The following is a 15926-nucleotide window of genomic DNA, read 5'->3' on the forward strand; positions in this document are numbered from 1 at the left end:
TAATTTGGAGGCTTTTTTATTGGTATCAAAAAGTAAATAATCCCGTTTGTAGTATATTTGTCTATTCGAATACTTTAAAGGATGAAAAATACATTTTTCTACGTTTTATTTTTAATACTATTTCAATTTAGTCAAGCGCAGAATAAATTGTCATGGCAAGGATATTTTTCGTTTAACGAAATTAAAGATATTTCAGAATCATCGACTAGTGTTTTTGCCGCTTCAGAAAATGCTTTGTTTTCTAAAAATGTAGCGACAAACGTTCTTAAAACAACAACAACTGTTGATGGTTTATCAGGTCAGACTATTTCGGCGGTTTATTATAGTGAAGCTTTTAAGAAAACAATAATTGGTTACGAAAACGGATTGATGATTTTGGTAAATGAAACGGATGGAAGTATTTTGAAGGTCGTTGATATTATCAATAAACAGCTTCCTGCAAATCTTAAAAAAATCAATCATTTAATGGAATATAATGGTTTGGTTTATGTTTCGTGCGATTTTGGAATTGTGCAGTTTAATTTGAATACTTCAAAATTTGGTGATACGTATTTTATTGGAGACAACGGTGCTGAAATTAGTGTAAAACAAACAGTGCTTTTTAACGGATTTATTTTTGCTGCAACTTCAAGCGGAATAAGAAGAGCGGATATTACAAATGGCAACTTAATAGATTATAACCAATGGATAGTTGTAAATTCTGGAAGTTGGTCTAGCGTAGAAACTTTAGATACAGAACTGATAGCAATAAATGATACTGGTTATATTCACCGATTCAATGCTAATACATTTGTTGGTTTTTCTCAATTGCCGCAAGCTGCTGTAGATATGAGAGCTAAGAATCATAATTTGTTTGTTACAACTGCAAATACGGTTTATGTTTATAATAATCAGCTGGTTTTAAACAGACAAATTGCAAACACTCAGGTTTTAGATAATACGCTAAATTTTAGTTGTGCAACGGCTGTTGGTGATCAGTTTTTTATTGGAACAAAAGAAAAAGGATTATTTGTTTCGTCACTTAGCAATGCATCAACTTTTGAAAATATTACACCAGCTGGACCATCTCGAAATAATATTTTTTCTCTTGATGCAACACAAAATGCTTTATGGGCTGTTTATGGAGATTACGATGCATCTTACAATCCGTATGATTTAGATAGTTATGGAATTAGTAAATTTAGTACTTCTGGTTGGTTGAATATTCCATATTCTGAAGTTTTTGATGCAAAATCAATTACGCGAATTACTGTTAATCCAAGTAATGAAAAACAAGTTTATGCTAGTTCTTTCTTTTCAGGATTATTAAAGATTGAAAACGATGTTCCGACTTTATTATATAATGAAAAAAATAGCGGATTAGAATCTATTACAACAGAAGGTCCAAATTACATTGACGTTCGTATTAATGCAACCGCTTTTGATAAAACAGGAAATCTCTGGGTTACTAATAGTCGTGTTAAAAACGGTTTGAAAGTTCTAAAAACTAATGGACAATGGGGAAGTTATGCTATGACTTCGATTCTTGATAATGCAGAAGCAGGAAGTTTTTCGAGTATAGTTGTAGACCGTAATAATGTAAAATGGATGGGAACTTATAGAGACGGCGTTGTAGGTTTTAATGAAGCGACTAATACTTTCAAAAAAATGACTTTCGGTACTGATGCAGGAAATCTTCCTGTTGCAGATGTTAGAAGTATCGCTTTAGATACGAAAAACCAGCTTTGGATCGGAACTATCAAAGGTTTAAGGGTTTTGTCTAATATTGGAAATTTTCAATCAGAAAACCAATTAAAGGCAAATCCGATTATTATAATGGAAGATAATTTGGCTCAGGAATTAATGTACGAGCAATTTATTACTTCTATTGTCGTTGACGGCGCCAATAATAAATGGATCGGAACGGCAGATTCTGGTGTGTTTATGGTTTCTCCAAACGGTCAGGAAACCAAATATCATTTTACCATAAATAATTCGCCGCTGCCAAGTAATGTGATTAACGATATTAAAATAAATAGCAAAACTGGCGAAGTATTTATCGCAACCAATAAAGGAATGATTTCGTTTAATGGAGTTGCAACAGCAGCAAACGATGATTTAAGTAATGCTTATGTGTATCCAAATCCTGTTCGTCCTAATTATTCTGGAACGGTAAAAGTTGCCGGATTAATCGATAAAGCAAATGTAAAAATAACAGATATCGAAGGAAATTTAGTTTACGAAATAACTTCTTCTGGAGGAACTGTAGAATGGGATACAACCGCTTTTGGCAAATATAAAGTCGCTTCTGGCGTATACATGGTTTTTATTTCTGCTCAAGATGGAGGCGAAACCAAAGTCAAAAAAGTAATGATTATTCGATAGGGAAAATATATAAATAACAATCCAAATTATAATATCATAAATATAACTAATGCTCTTTAATTCCCTAAATTTTGCAGTTTTTTTACCACTAGTTTTTATTATTTATTGGTTTGTAGTAAATAAATCACTTAGAGCTCAAAACATATTACTGCTTTTATCAAGTTATTTTTTTTATGCCTGTTGGGATTGGAGGTTTTTGTTTCTATTAGTGTTTTCTACAGCTTTAGATTATTTTTCTGGAATTAAAATATTTGAATCTAGCAATCAAAATATGCGAAAGTTTTGGTTTTGGCTTAGTACATCTATAAATCTTGGTTTTCTAGGTGTTTTTAAGTATTATAATTTCTTTGTTAAATCTTTTGTAGAAGGTGTTGCTAATTTTGGTTTAAATGTAAATCCTTTAACATTAGATGTGTTATTACCTGTAGGGATTTCATTTTATACTTTTCACGGCCTGTCTTATGTAATTGATATTTATAAAGGGAGGATATCGGCCGAAAAGAATATCGTTGATTATTCTTTGTTTGTTAGTTTTTTTCCTTTGCTTGTCGCTGGACCAATAGAACGTGCTACACATTTATTGCCTCAAATTAAGAAAAAGAGAGTTTTTGATTATGAAAAAGCAGTAGACGGTTTAAGGCAAATTTTGTGGGGATTATTTAAAAAGATTGTAATAGCTGATCAATGTGCTCAATACGCTGATACAATTTTTAATAATTCTTCAGAACAATCAGGAAGCACACTTTTATTAGGAGCACTATTTTTTTCATTTCAAATCTATGGCGATTTTTCAGGATATTCAGACATTGCAATAGGAACTGCACGTCTCTTAGGTATAGATTTGCTGAAAAATTTTGCTTTTCCTTACTTTTCAAGAGATATTGCAGAATTTTGGAGAAGATGGCATATTTCTCTTTCAACATGGTTTAGGGATTATTTATACATTCCATTAGGAGGGAGCAAAGGAAGTGTATGGATAAAAATTAGAAATACCTTTATTATTTTTTTGGTAAGTGGATTTTGGCATGGAGCAAATTGGACCTTTATTGTTTGGGGATTATTGAATGCACTCTACATAATGCCTTCTATTGTTTTGAATACAAATCGAAAAAATTTAGATGTCGTAGCTCAAGGCAAATATTTGCCAAGTATTAAGGAAGTTTTTCAAATAGTTTCGACATTTAGTTTAACGGTTTTTGCATGGATATTTTTTAGGGCAAATAATTTAGAACATGCAATGGGTTATATTTCACAAATATTTTCTAGTTCACTGTTTTCAATGCCAACAATTACACCTGTAGTTTTGTTGGTTATAATTTTATTATTTATTTTAATTGAATGGCTTGGAAGAGAGGAAGAATTTGCTTTGGCGAAACTTAGTGTAAAATGGAAATCACCACTTAGATATCTATTTTATTATATTATTATAGTTGCAATTTTTGTATTTAGTGGAGAGAAACAGCAATTTATTTATTTTCAGTTTTAATTTATGAAAAAATTTATCTTTAAAGCATCCTTTTTCATAGCTCCATTCCTATTTCTTTATGCGATTACGGTTCTATTTTATAGTGATGCTGAATCGCCAGATTTAATTCGTTTAGGCTGTTTTCCGAATGTTTTTAAAGAATATAGAGGTGTATTTCATGATGAATTTAATCGTAAAATTTATTTTAATAAATATTCAGAAAGAAAAAATAGAAATGAAAAAATTCTCACTATTGGAGATTCATTTTCTGAGCAGGATAATTATGGGTATAAAAATTATCTTGCAGAGCAAAGTAGTATTTTACACATTGATAGATTTCTTTCTGGAAATCAAATTCAAACCTTATACGAATTGTCAAATGGAGATTTTTTCGAAAAACACAATATTGAATATGTGATACTGGAAAATGTAGAGAGATATTTTATTGTAAATGCAAAAAAGATAGATACTTCAAAAGTAATGATGACATCTCAATTAGATGATTTAGTTCGTAATCATAAGCCTTCAGAAATAGATAATGTAGATCCTTTTTTTTCAAAAAAAACGATCCAATTTCCTTTATCAATGCTTCGGTATTATGTAAGTCAAAACTATTTGTCTAATAAATATGCTTATAATGTTGTTCTGAAAAAGGATAATTTGTTTAGTGTTAATGAAAATAATTTGTTGTTTTTGTTTAAAGATTTATCTAATCTTGAAGGAAACAATGATTTTTCAAGCGTTCAAAAACTAAATAATATTTTAAATGATTTGTCCAATAAGTTGAAAAGTAAAAAAGTAAAGCTTATTGTTTTACCAGCACCCGATAAATATGGTCTTTACTATGATTATATTGCTGATAAAACAAAGTTTCCTAGACCATTATTTTTTAATCATCTAAGTGTTCTTAAAAAAGATTACATTTATATAGATTCAAAGAAAATTTTATCTGCTCATTTAGAAGTTGAAAAAGATATTTATTTTTATGATGACAGCCATTGGTCTCCAGTTGCTTCTAAAATTATTTCTAATGAAATAAAAAAAGCAATAAATTAAGTCAAAAAAGTAATGATTATTCGATAGTCTGAAAGTCGAAAGTCAAAAGTCAAAAGTCAAAAAAATCTAAGATCTAAGATCTAAAATCTTCAATCTAAAATTATTCCGTGCTCGTTAAAACAAAGGCCATAGTAATTTCATCTTTAAAATTTCAAGAAAAAAGCTTGATAGTAAAATGCTTTACGCTTTCTAGCGGGCTGAAATCTTACTTCGTTCGTGATGCTTTTTCGAGCCGAAAAGCGAGTCAAAAAATAGCCTATTTTCAGCCATTTTCTATTTTAGAAATAGAAGCGGTTCATAAAAACAAAGGCACTTTAGAAAATTTTAAAGAAATTAAAAGCGCAGTTCCTTTTCAAAGTATTCATACCGATATTGTAAAAAGTACAATGGTGATGTTTTTATCTGAAATGCTTCATCATTCGATTCAAGAAGAAGAAAAAAACGAACAGCTTTTTCTGTTTTTAGAAACAGCGCTGACTTGGCTGGATCATCACAATGAAATTTCAAATTTTCATTTAATTTTACTTTTAGAAATTACAAAATATCTGGGTTTCTATCCAGATCTTACTGATATTGATCTTCCTTTTTTTGAAATGAACGAAGGAATTTTTACGGTTTTCCACACTTCTACAGCACTATCCGAACACGAAACAGCCTTGTTTAAAAAACTTATCGATTTGAAGTTCGATAATAGTCAAAAAATCTTCCATGTAATCGAAAGGCAAATACTGCTAAAAATTCTAATTGATTTTTATTATGCTCATTTAGAGGGTTTTAAAAGACCAAAATCTTTAGATATTTTGAAAGAAATTTTTTCATAATCACATTTCTATTTTTATATATTTGCTCAGTATTTTTTTACTAAAAAGTCCCCCGTATTTTTGGTTAGGAATGCAAATTCTCATTAATATCTAATACCAATTATTAAAAAAAATCTACCATGAAGAAAATTACGTTTTCGATTATTTTGCTTCTGTCGGTAACGGTTTCATCAATTGCCCAAAGAAAATATGATGAAATAGTTACAACAGAAAATGCTGTTCAGGACTTGGTTCAGAATGAAATTACAGGAGTTATTGTCTTTAAAGAAGGCGGAACAGTAAAGGGTTTAGATCCCGAAACAAAAAAAGTTATTTGGACTTTAACAAAAGATGATTTTGGAACTCTTACTTCAAAAGATGTCTTAAGTGATCCTGATTTTGGAAATCTTTTTAAAGAAAAAAGAGATTTGTCTACAGTTCCAGGAAGCCCTTATGTTGAGGCATACATCAATTCAAAATATTTGATTATCAATACCGATTCAGGTAAAATTGTTTACAATTCTTCAAAAGAATCTTTTTGGGTTTTTCAATCAGATTTTATTCCTGAAACAAACGAATATCTTCTTACTCTTAAAAAAGACGGAGAAATGGCAGTTGCATTGCTAGACTTGGCAACTGGTGAGCTTAAATGGAATACAACGGTTGATAAAGCAAAATCGTTAATAAGTTTTTCAACTAAAGCTTCAAGTTTAACAAACAAAGCAAAGATTCATGGTAACACAGTTTATTATTTGCTTTATGGAAAACTATACTCTTTTAATAAAGAAAATGGAAAATTAAACTGGAAAGCAGACGAAGATTACACAAGATTTTACGAAACACAAAATGATAAGAATATTGTGGTAGTTAATTCTGCTGGACTTCTTTCAACAAAAGAATATATTAATGTTTTGAGTACAGAAGATGGAAAAAGCATCTGGAAAGAATCTATTAAAACTAAATATGTTGTTTATTTAGAAGATTGGGGAACAAAATTATTAATTGCTCATGATAGCGGTTTCAACTTTTTTGACTTAAAAACAGGAGAAAAAATCTGGAAAAAAGATGCTCGTGGAGGCGGTTTGAAAAGAGTAATTCCAATTGATCAAGATTTCTTATATGTTGCAGAAAATGAAATGATGTTGATCAACAAAGATGGAGAAAAGCTTTGGAAAAAATTTATCGAAATTTCTGATGATAAAGAAGATCCAATTTACTACTTAGGAAAAGTTGGTGAAAAGGTAATGTATCTTACAGGAACTTACGGAAATATGGTAGATTACAAAACTGGAGTTAAACTTTGGAAACGTAATATTAAGTTTGAAAAAAGCCGTCCAGTTTTACCAACTTATGACGAAGCTACAAATTCTTACTTAGTGTATAACGATGAGAAATTATACAAATTCGATCCAAGCATCAACGATAAACCAGAACCTTTTGCTAAAGTAAATATCAAAAGAGAAAAGGAATTAAACAGTATCGAGCAGTTTCCTTGGGGAGTTGTGCTTTCAGGTCCACTTGAAGTAATGGGAGTTAATATGGATGGAACTGTAAAATACCATTTGACTTACAATCAACCAGGTGAAACAGGAAGACGTTTAATTAAAAGTGCTGCAATTGTAGGAAGTATCGGTTTAGGTGTTGGTTCTGTAGCAAGTTCAGTTAAAGGTGCTGATTTAACTATGACATATCGTGATTCTGAAGGTAACATGAGAACTGCAGTTGCAAAAGGAGATCAAACAAATAAGGATCAGGCGCAAGCTTATGCAGCAGGATCTGCAGCTTTAGGAATTGTGGCGGCTAAATTTAATTCTCGTTTTAATGCGATGAAACAAAACAGAGATTTCTCCTATATTTTTGCAAAAGCAGATACAGGAGAAAAAGTTTTAGTTAAAGTTAGTAAAGCTGAAGGAAAAGAGATTGATAAAATCATCTTCACCAACAATAAACCTCTTTATGAGATTGATCCGGCTACTCAGAATATTTTTTATGTTTCTGATAAGTCAATTCAGATCTTCAACAAGAAATAAGAATATAACAAAATCCAAAGCCATCAGGATCTGATTCTGATGGCTTTTTTTTGCCTATGAAAAAAATACTACTCTTAATTGCTTTGCTTATAATTGGTTCAATCCAAGCACAAGAAAAAATAAGCTCGAAAAAAAAGAAGTTTTATATACCGGTAATCAAATATTCAGAATTCCCTGCTCTTGATAATGTGCTGACGCAAACAGCTTTTTATCAAATGGATAAATCGTTGCAAGAAGAAGAATCTAATCTCAAGAAGCGTTTTTTTAATATTGACGGGTATATAACTGATCCTGAAAATGGTAAATTAAAACTTTATTTGACATTTGCACTGCCAAGATATACTGAAACACAGATTGATAGTGTTTATGATAAAAAAGAAAACAAGTGGAGTTATGGTGCACATTCTAATTACATTACAAATGTAAAACTAGATGTTAAAGTTGGAGATAAAATTATATTATCGAAAGATTTTGGAGGTTCAGAATCCTATTCAATGACTGTTGGAAGCAGTCTTGGTGCTGTGAAAGTTGCTGCTTCAGAACATGACAAAAAAATTAGAACAGCCGTTAAGGATTCAGATTACAGCGATGTTGGACTTGGATTTGACAATGCTATTTATAAAACAGCGTTAAGAATTCAGGAGTTTTTAAATTATAAATTGGGGTATACCACCAGTGAAGCAAAGATTAGATTCGAATTTGTAACCTCAAAAGGACATTCTGAATACAATCAAATGTTGGCATTTGAGAACGAAATTACAGCTCAGATGCAGAAGATAACACTTGAAAAAGGTCTAGACGAAAAATTACTGACACCACATTTGCAATATCTTGAAAGTTTATTAGTAAAATATCCGGCTTCGCCAACAAATGTTAACATTAGATTTATTGTTACAAATAATTTGGCTGAAACGTATCTTTTGCTAGAAAATAAAGAAAAAGCATTACTGTACGCAAATTTACTTGTAGAAAACGACAAACAGGATTCGCGCGGAACTGCCATTATTGATCGAATAAATAAAACCAATTTTGCAGATAAAAGATTAAGAGCTCATACGCCACGTTTTGCTGAACTTAAAAAGTTAGGGCTTAAAATTGCAGAAGAAAAAGAAGAAAAAAGGTTAGCGTTTTTTGAAAAGATTCAGCAGCAAGAAGCAGAATGGGAAACCGAAAAAACGAATCGTGAAGCATATTTAGAAAAAATTAAAACGCAAAGATTTAATTTGCTCGATTCCATACCTTATCAGTTAAATGCTAATCTTTTGGCAAAAGTTGTCGAAAATCTCGGAGGAAGTCAAGCTTTGAAAAAAGTAGAAAAAGTACATTTGTTTTCTAAAATTTCTATAGAAGGAACTAATATTCCTCAAACGGAAGAAAAATGGGCGACAACATCGCATTATCTTCTTAAGAAAAAAATGCCAGAAACTTATTATGAAATCGTAAACGGAGCAGAAGCTTGGAGTCATGACGATCGTGAAACGGGCATAAATGCAAAATGGGCAAAGCTAACGGCTTACGATTACAGTAATTTGTCTAAGAATGTAGATTTGGTAAACTTTCTAACTGATTTAAGGCTTGATTTGTGGAATAATTTTGAGGTTTTGGCTGATGAAATGTATGAAGGAAAAATGTGTTATCATTTAAATTATTTTGAAAAAACACTAAGTTCTGGAAACAGAACAATTCCGAAAACAGATTATCACGTCTTTATCGATAAGGAAAATTTCAATATCGTTTCTACAGAAAAAACAGAATTTGATAACGGTAACAAAAGCTTTTTCGAAAGAAAACTGTTTGGCGATTATCGTCCTGTTACGAGTTTGAATTCTGGAAAAATTCCGCATAAGATTAATTACGAAATTGAAGATTTTAACGGAGAAACTTTTTATCAGGAAACTCGTGAAAAAGTAGAAATAAATCCTGTTTTTGGAAATCGAATTTTTATGAAAGAAGTCTATTTCGGAGGATTTAAATAAGATTTTAAGCTTATCAAAAGCTGTTTTTAGAATTGGTTATTTTTTGATTTATTAGCTCAAAAAAATGAGAATAATGTCAGAAAGTAACCAATTCTTCTGTTTTTGTATCTATTATCTCAACAAAAGTTTGTGAAATTTAAAGAAATTGGTGGTCAATAGTTCAAAATTTCTTACTTTCGCACCTCGTTTAAGAAAAGGATAAAATGAGTACAAAATTTACTGAATACAAAGGACTTGACTTGCCTACAGTAGCGTCAGAAGTTCTTGATTTTTGGAAGAAAGAAAATATATTTGAAAAGAGTGTTGCAACTCGCGAAGGTGCAGAGCCTTTCGTATTTTTTGAAGGTCCGCCTTCAGCAAACGGATTACCAGGAATTCACCACGTAATGGCGCGTGCGATTAAAGATATTTTTTGCAGATATAAAACTCAAAAAGGTTTTCAGGTTAAAAGAAAAGCCGGATGGGATACTCACGGTTTGCCTGTTGAATTAGGTACCGAAAAAGAATTAGGAATTACAAAAGAAGATATTGGTAAAACAATTTCTATCGAAGAATATAACGAAGCGTGTAAAAGAACCGTTATGCGTTATACGGACGTATGGAATGATTTGACCGAAAAAATGGGATATTGGGTAGATATGGAAGATCCATATGTGACTTATAAACCAAAATATATGGAATCTGTTTGGTGGCTTTTGAAACAAATCTACGATAAAGGTTTGTTGTACAAAGGATACACGATTCAGCCATATTCTCCAAAAGCAGGAACAGGATTATCTTCTCACGAAGTAAATCAGCCTGGAGCTTATCGTGATGTTACAGATACTACAATTGTAGCGCAATTCAAAACTTTGCCAGAAACGCTTCCAAGCTTTTTACAAGGTTTTGGAGATATCCACATTTTAGCTTGGACTACAACTCCTTGGACATTGCCATCGAATACAGCGTTGACAGTTGGACCAAAAATCGATTATGTTTTAGTAAAAACATTCAATCAGTATACTTTTGAGCCAATCAATGTTGTTTTGGCTAAAAACTTAGTTGGAAAACAATTCGGTAAAGGATTTTTCTTAAGCGAAGATGATGCTGATTTTAACAATGTGAAAAATGGCGACAAAAAATTACCATACAAAATCTTAACCGAAGCAAAAGGAGCAGATTTAGTAGAAATTCGTTACGAGCAATTATTGCCTTACGTATTGCCATATCAAAATGCTGAAAATGCATTTAGAGTAATTTCTGGAGATTTCGTTACTACAGAAGACGGAACCGGAATCGTACATACGGCTCCAACTTTTGGTGCAGATGATGCTAAAGTGGCAAAAGAAGCAAAACCAGAAGTGCCGCCAATGTTGGTTTTAGATGAAGAAGGAAATGCAGTTCCATTGGTTGATTTACAAGGAAAATTCACTTCTCATTTAGGAGATTTAGCTGGTAAATATGTTAAAAACGAATATTACGATGCAGGACAAGCTCCAGAGAAATCTGTAGATGTTGAAATCGCTATTCGCCTTAAAGAAGAAAATAAAGCATTTAAAGTTGAAAAATACGTGCACAGTTATCCACACAGCTGGAGAACAGACGAGCCGTTATTATATTATCCTCTAGATTCATGGTTCATCAAAGTAACCGATGTAAAAGATAGAATGTTCGACCTGAACGAAACTATCAATTGGAAACCTAAATCTACTGGTGAAGGACGTTTTGGAAACTGGCTTAAAAATGCCAACGACTGGAACTTATCTCGTTCTAGATATTGGGGAATTCCGTTGCCAATTTGGAGAACTGAAGATAAAAAAGAAGAAGTTCTTATTGGTTCTGTTGAAGAATTATACAATGCGATCGAGAAATCTATCGAAGCTGGTTTTCAAAAAGAAAATCCGTTTAAAGGTTTTGAAATCGGAAACATGTCTGAATCAAATTATGATTTAATTGATTTGCACAAAAATGTTGTTGATCAAATTACTTTAGTTTCGGCTTCAGGCCAGCCAATGAAACGCGAAAGTGATTTAATTGACGTTTGGTTCGATTCTGGAGCGATGCCTTATGCACAATGGCATTATCCTTTTGAAAATCAAGACAAAATTGATGAGAATAAAGATTTCCCTGCAAATTTCATTGCAGAAGGAGTAGATCAAACTCGCGGATGGTTTTATACTTTGCATGCAATCGGAACTTTGGTTTTTGATAAAGTAGCGTATAAAAACGTGGTTTCTAACGGTTTGGTTTTAGATAAAAATGGAATTAAAATGTCTAAGAGTAAAGGAAATACTATAGACCCGTTTAAAACCATCGAAGAATTTGGTCCTGATGCCACACGTTGGTATATGATTATGAATGCAAATCCTTGGGATAACTTGAAGTTTGACCTTGAAGGAATTGCTGAGGTTCGCCGTAAATTCTTTGGAACATTATACAATACGTATTCTTTCTTTTCGTTATACGCAAACATTGACGGATTTAAATACGAAGAAGCTGAAATTCCGTTAAACGAAAGACCAGAAATCGATCAATGGATTATTTCTGAATTACATACATTAATCAAATTTGTTGATGAATGTTATGAAGATTACGAACCAACAAAAGCGACAAGAGCCATTTCTGACTTCGTTCAGGAAAACTTAAGTAACTGGTACGTTCGTTTATGCCGTCGTCGTTTCTGGAAAGGAGAATATGCAAAAGATAAAATTGCAGCTTACCAAACACTTTATACTTGTTTGCTAACAATCAGTAAATTGAGTGCTCCAGTAGCTCCGTTTTTTATGGATAAATTGTACAGAGATTTAACAGCTTCTACGGGAACTGAGGATTTTGCTAGTGTTCACTTGGCTGAATTCCCAAAATTTGTCGAAAACTTTGTTAATAAAACGTTGGAAAGCAAAATGCAGAAGGCGCAAACGATCTCTTCTCTAGTTTTATCACTACGTAAAAAAGAGATGATTAAAGTTCGCCAGCCTCTGCAAAAGGTAATGATTCCAGTACTTGACGAGAATCAGCGTGCCGAAATCGAAGCGATTTCTGACCTTGTGAAAGCCGAAGTAAACGTGAAAGAAATCGAACTTTTAGATGATGCTTCTGGTATTTTAGTAAAACAAATTAAACCTAATTTTAAAGCATTAGGACCACGTTTTGGAAAAGATATGGGGTTGATTTCTAAGGAGATACAAGGTTTTTCTCCAGATCAAATTAATCAGTTGGACAAGCAAGGAACGCTAGATATTGTTATTTCTGGAAATAATGTAACTTTATCCTTAGAAGACGTCGAAATAACATCGCAAGATATCGAAGGATGGCTAGTTGCAAATTCAAACGGAATTACAGTTGCGCTTGACATCACAATATCTGAAGAATTAAAAAATGAAGGTATCGCGAGAGAATTAGTAAACAGAATTCAGAATATCCGTAAAGATTCAGGATTCGAAGTTACTGATAAGATTAAGGTACAAATAAAAAGAGACGGTGTTTTAGAAAATGCTGTTTCGAAAAATGAGGACTATATTAAGTCTGAAACATTAACAGATGAACTGGTTTTTGTAGACGTTTTAGAAAACGGCACAGAAATTGAGTTTGATGATATTAAAACCATTATATTAATTTCAAAATAGTTAGAAAATGATAGATGAAATTACAAGATACTCTGATGCTGACTTAGCGGAGTTCAAAGAAATAATACAAGCAAAAATTAAAAAAGCACAAGAAGATCTTGATTTGATCAAAAGTGCCTATATGAATGATTTAAATAACGGAACAGACGATACATCTCCAACATTCAAAGCTTTTGAAGAAGGAAGTGAAACAATGTCTAAAGAAGCAAACTCTCAATTGGCTATCAGACAAGAGAAGTTTATTCGTGACTTAAAAAACGCTTTATTCCGTGTTGAAAACAAAACATATGGTATTTGCAAAGTAACAGGTAAATTAATTAGCAAAGAAAGGCTTAAAATCGTTCCTCATGCAACAATGAGTATCGAAGCTAAAAACTTGCAGAGATAAATTCACAAAAAAATATCTAAATAAAAAATGCGCTCTTTTAAGGGCGCATTTTTTGTTTAAGGTTTAACTGCTTGAATTCGTATTGTTATATTTTTACTTTGAGAGAAATTATTTATAATTATTAAAAATAATTTTTATTTCTGGATAGTTTATTTTGTAAGAAACAAAAGCAACTGATTAACTGTACTTTTGATCGATAATTGCATAAAAAAACCGCTTTTTAAAGCGGTTTTTATTTTGTGAAATTTGCGAATGATTATGATTACGCTAGGTTTTTTTCAACGTCAGCTTTGTGCTTTCTTAAAATAGCTCTAGTCATACCTAAATTAGCTTTTGTTGCATCAGCAGCTAAGTAGATCATAAATTTTTTGTTTGGTGAAATATCGATAATGTGAATTTGATTAGAAAGTGTGATCAAAATATCTTCAATATCTTGATTCAAGCCTAAAGCTTTTACGGCATTTAGTTTGGCTTTTACAACTTCTAAATTGTAAGCAGCAGCAAGTTCTGGATCAAAAGAAGGATCGATAGTTAAGTTTCCAAAGCTTAGTCCAGATTCAATTTCTGTTACAGCGACAGCGATAAAGCCGTTTACGTTTGTTTTCATTTCAGTTAAAAACACGTTTAAAAAATCATTGCTCATAGTTCATTTGGGTTTGATTGTTAATAGAATTTATTTTCTTATTTCAGTAGGGAATTTTTGCTTAACTCAGCAGATACTTCTTCTGTCGAACGCATCAATAGCGCTAAATTGCTTCCTTCTTTAGAAAAAGCAACAATAAAATTGGAACCGCTAATTTTGTTTCCAACTATAACGCCTTCGGCACTTTTAAGGTATAATTGTTTAAGAGAGCCTTTTTCTAAGTCAATTAAGAATTTTTCGCTCATAGATAAAATAGCTGCGCTCATGGCAGCAATGCTGTCTCCGTAGTCTAAATTTAAAGAAGTGATTAGCTTTCCTTTACCATTTAAAATTAAAGCAGCAGTTGATTTTGTGCTGACTAGAAAGTCATTGAGTGTAGTAGTAATTTCATTCATGATTTTGTAGGATTTTGGGAGAATTGTTAAATTCAGTTTGTTTTGGATTTATTTTTGAAAACTAAATATTGAATCAACCTAAACAAGTGTTAATTTTCGTAAACAAATATAAATTAAATTATGTATCATTGTAATACCAAATCATTAATAATTTAAATTATTTACTGTAAAAAACTTACATTATGGCTAAAGTACTGAAATTCAAAGAAGTAAACTCTGACGTAGAGCGTAGAATGAAAGATTTTGAAAAACTGCGCGTTAAGTTTAAAGCCGACGTTAAAAAGGGAGAAGCTAAAAAATTGGCTGCCGGAAAAGAAAGCAAAGGAATCTTCAAATCAATTTCTGATTTTTTCTCCGACAGTCCAGCGAAAACTGCTGCGAAAGCTCCTGTGAAAAAATAAACTTATCTGGTTTGGATTAGCACTTAAACTTAAGTTTAGTTTATTAGAAAACAATTAACGCTCCCTTAGGAGCGTTTTTTTTGTTTAAATTGTTATTTTTGCCCATCAAAAAATTATAAAATGTCATTACGAAAAGCGTATTTCCTTATATTCTTAGTTTTAATTGTGGATCAACTTTCTAAAATCTATGTCAAAACAAATTTTGTTCTTGGAGGTGAGTATCCCGTTTTTAGTTGGTTTAAGATTCATTTCATAGAAAATGAAGGAATGGCTTGGGGAACAAAAATCCCTGGAGAATATGGAAAATTGATTTTGACTGTTTTTAGGATTTTTGCCGTATTCGGAATTGGATGGTGGCTTGCTGACTCTGTTAAAAAACGCCATTCAAATTATTTAATAGTAGCGATTGCTTTAATTTTTGCAGGTGCTGCAGGAAATATCATCGATTCTGTTTTCTACGGAGTTATTTTTGATGACAGCACTAATAATCTAGCAACAATTTTTTCTCCCGAACCTTACGGAACTTGGTTTCATGGTTTGGTTGTCGATATGTTCTATTTTCCTCTATGGGAAGGAGATCTTCCGACTTGGTTGCCAATTTTTGGAGGAAATCATTTTGCTTTTTTCAATGCTATTTTTAATGTTGCCGATGTAGCAATTTCTACTGGAGTTGGTATACTTTTGGTTTTCAATAAGAGAGCTTTTCCAAAACACGAATAAATTTAAAAGTTTCAAAATTTTCAAAATTCCAAATTCCAATATTTGAGGCATTCGCAACAAAAAGATATTGGAATTTGGAATTT

At 31.8% G+C, this 15926-nt stretch carries 12 protein-coding genes; 10 read left to right on the forward strand and 2 right to left on the reverse strand.

The genetic code is table 11. From position 1 onward, the window contains the following. Positions 1-81 precede the first annotated feature (81 nt). The 8 genes from P0R33_RS14110 (at position 82) to P0R33_RS14145 (ending at position 13684) form a co-directional block, all read left to right on the forward strand. Positions 82-2364: a T9SS type A sorting domain-containing protein gene (locus tag P0R33_RS14110; protein WP_276171823.1), complete on the forward strand. Its 2283-nt coding sequence runs from the start codon at positions 82-84 to the stop codon at positions 2362-2364. 49 nt (positions 2365-2413) lie between these two features. Further along, the gene (locus P0R33_RS14115) at positions 2414-3850 is read left to right on the forward strand and encodes an MBOAT family O-acyltransferase (protein ID WP_276171824.1); all 1437 of its coding nucleotides are present in this window, start codon (positions 2414-2416) and stop codon (positions 3848-3850) included. A 3-nt stretch (positions 3851-3853) separates the two neighbouring features. After that, the gene (locus P0R33_RS14120) at positions 3854-4885 is read left to right on the forward strand and encodes a hypothetical protein (RefSeq protein ID WP_276171825.1); all 1032 of its coding nucleotides are present in this window, start codon (positions 3854-3856) and stop codon (positions 4883-4885) included. Between the two features lie 107 nt (positions 4886-4992). Continuing rightward, positions 4993-5706, forward strand: coding sequence for a DNA repair protein RecO (recO, locus tag P0R33_RS14125; protein WP_276171826.1), 714 nt, complete (start codon positions 4993-4995; stop codon positions 5704-5706). 119 nt (positions 5707-5825) lie between these two features. Further along, positions 5826-7715, forward strand: coding sequence for a PQQ-binding-like beta-propeller repeat protein (locus P0R33_RS14130; protein ID WP_276171827.1), 1890 nt, complete (start codon positions 5826-5828; stop codon positions 7713-7715). Between the two features lie 56 nt (positions 7716-7771). Further along, a complete protein-coding gene (locus P0R33_RS14135; RefSeq protein ID WP_276171828.1) occupies positions 7772-9691 on the forward strand; it encodes a hypothetical protein in 1920 nt (639 codons plus the stop codon). A 203-nt stretch (positions 9692-9894) separates the two neighbouring features. Continuing rightward, on the forward strand, positions 9895-13296 hold the full coding sequence (ileS, locus tag P0R33_RS14140; RefSeq protein WP_276171829.1) for an isoleucine--tRNA ligase: 3402 nt from the start codon (positions 9895-9897) through the stop codon (positions 13294-13296). A gap of 7 nt (positions 13297-13303) precedes the next feature. After that, a complete protein-coding gene (locus P0R33_RS14145; protein WP_012022792.1) occupies positions 13304-13684 on the forward strand; it encodes a TraR/DksA C4-type zinc finger protein in 381 nt (126 codons plus the stop codon). Positions 13685-13946: 262 nt separating this feature from the next. Here the strand turns inward: P0R33_RS14145 and P0R33_RS14150 are convergent, their stop codons facing one another. Further along, positions 13947-14327 (reverse strand): hypothetical protein, encoded by a 381-nt coding sequence (locus P0R33_RS14150; RefSeq protein WP_276171830.1) that lies wholly within the window; start codon positions 14325-14327, stop codon positions 13947-13949. Positions 14328-14365: 38 nt separating this feature from the next. Then, positions 14366-14722 (reverse strand): roadblock/LC7 domain-containing protein, encoded by a 357-nt coding sequence (locus P0R33_RS14155; protein WP_091494460.1) that lies wholly within the window; start codon positions 14720-14722, stop codon positions 14366-14368. Between the two features lie 182 nt (positions 14723-14904). Here P0R33_RS14155 and P0R33_RS14160 point away from each other — a divergent pair, with 182 nt between their 5' ends. Beyond that, positions 14905-15123, forward strand: coding sequence for a hypothetical protein (locus tag P0R33_RS14160; RefSeq protein ID WP_223710523.1), 219 nt, complete (start codon positions 14905-14907; stop codon positions 15121-15123). Between the two features lie 120 nt (positions 15124-15243). Next, positions 15244-15843 (forward strand): lipoprotein signal peptidase, encoded by a 600-nt coding sequence (locus P0R33_RS14165; RefSeq protein WP_276171831.1) that lies wholly within the window; start codon positions 15244-15246, stop codon positions 15841-15843. The last annotated feature ends 83 nt before the right edge of the window (positions 15844-15926 follow it).

This window comes from Flavobacterium sp. YJ01 (genome assembly GCF_029320955.1).
In the GTDB taxonomy this organism is placed as follows: domain Bacteria; phylum Bacteroidota; class Bacteroidia; order Flavobacteriales; family Flavobacteriaceae; genus Flavobacterium.

Coding starts and splice junctions, on each gene's coding strand:
- P0R33_RS14110 (WP_276171823.1), top strand. CDS start 82: ATGAAAAATACATTTTTCTACGTTTTATTTTTAATACTATTTCAATTT.
- P0R33_RS14115 (WP_276171824.1), top strand. CDS start 2,414: ATGCTCTTTAATTCCCTAAATTTTGCAGTTTTTTTACCACTAGTTTTT.
- P0R33_RS14120 (WP_276171825.1), top strand. CDS start 3,854: ATGAAAAAATTTATCTTTAAAGCATCCTTTTTCATAGCTCCATTCCTA.
- P0R33_RS14130 (WP_276171827.1), top strand. CDS start 5,826: ATGAAGAAAATTACGTTTTCGATTATTTTGCTTCTGTCGGTAACGGTT.
- P0R33_RS14135 (WP_276171828.1), top strand. CDS start 7,772: ATGAAAAAAATACTACTCTTAATTGCTTTGCTTATAATTGGTTCAATC.
- ileS (WP_276171829.1), top strand. CDS start 9,895: ATGAGTACAAAATTTACTGAATACAAAGGACTTGACTTGCCTACAGTA.
- P0R33_RS14145 (WP_012022792.1), top strand. CDS start 13,304: ATGATAGATGAAATTACAAGATACTCTGATGCTGACTTAGCGGAGTTC.
- P0R33_RS14150 (WP_276171830.1), bottom strand. CDS start 14,327: ATGAGCAATGATTTTTTAAACGTGTTTTTAACTGAAATGAAAACAAAC.
- P0R33_RS14155 (WP_091494460.1), bottom strand. CDS start 14,722: ATGAATGAAATTACTACTACACTCAATGACTTTCTAGTCAGCACAAAA.
- P0R33_RS14160 (WP_223710523.1), top strand. CDS start 14,905: ATGGCTAAAGTACTGAAATTCAAAGAAGTAAACTCTGACGTAGAGCGT.
- P0R33_RS14165 (WP_276171831.1), top strand. CDS start 15,244: ATGTCATTACGAAAAGCGTATTTCCTTATATTCTTAGTTTTAATTGTG.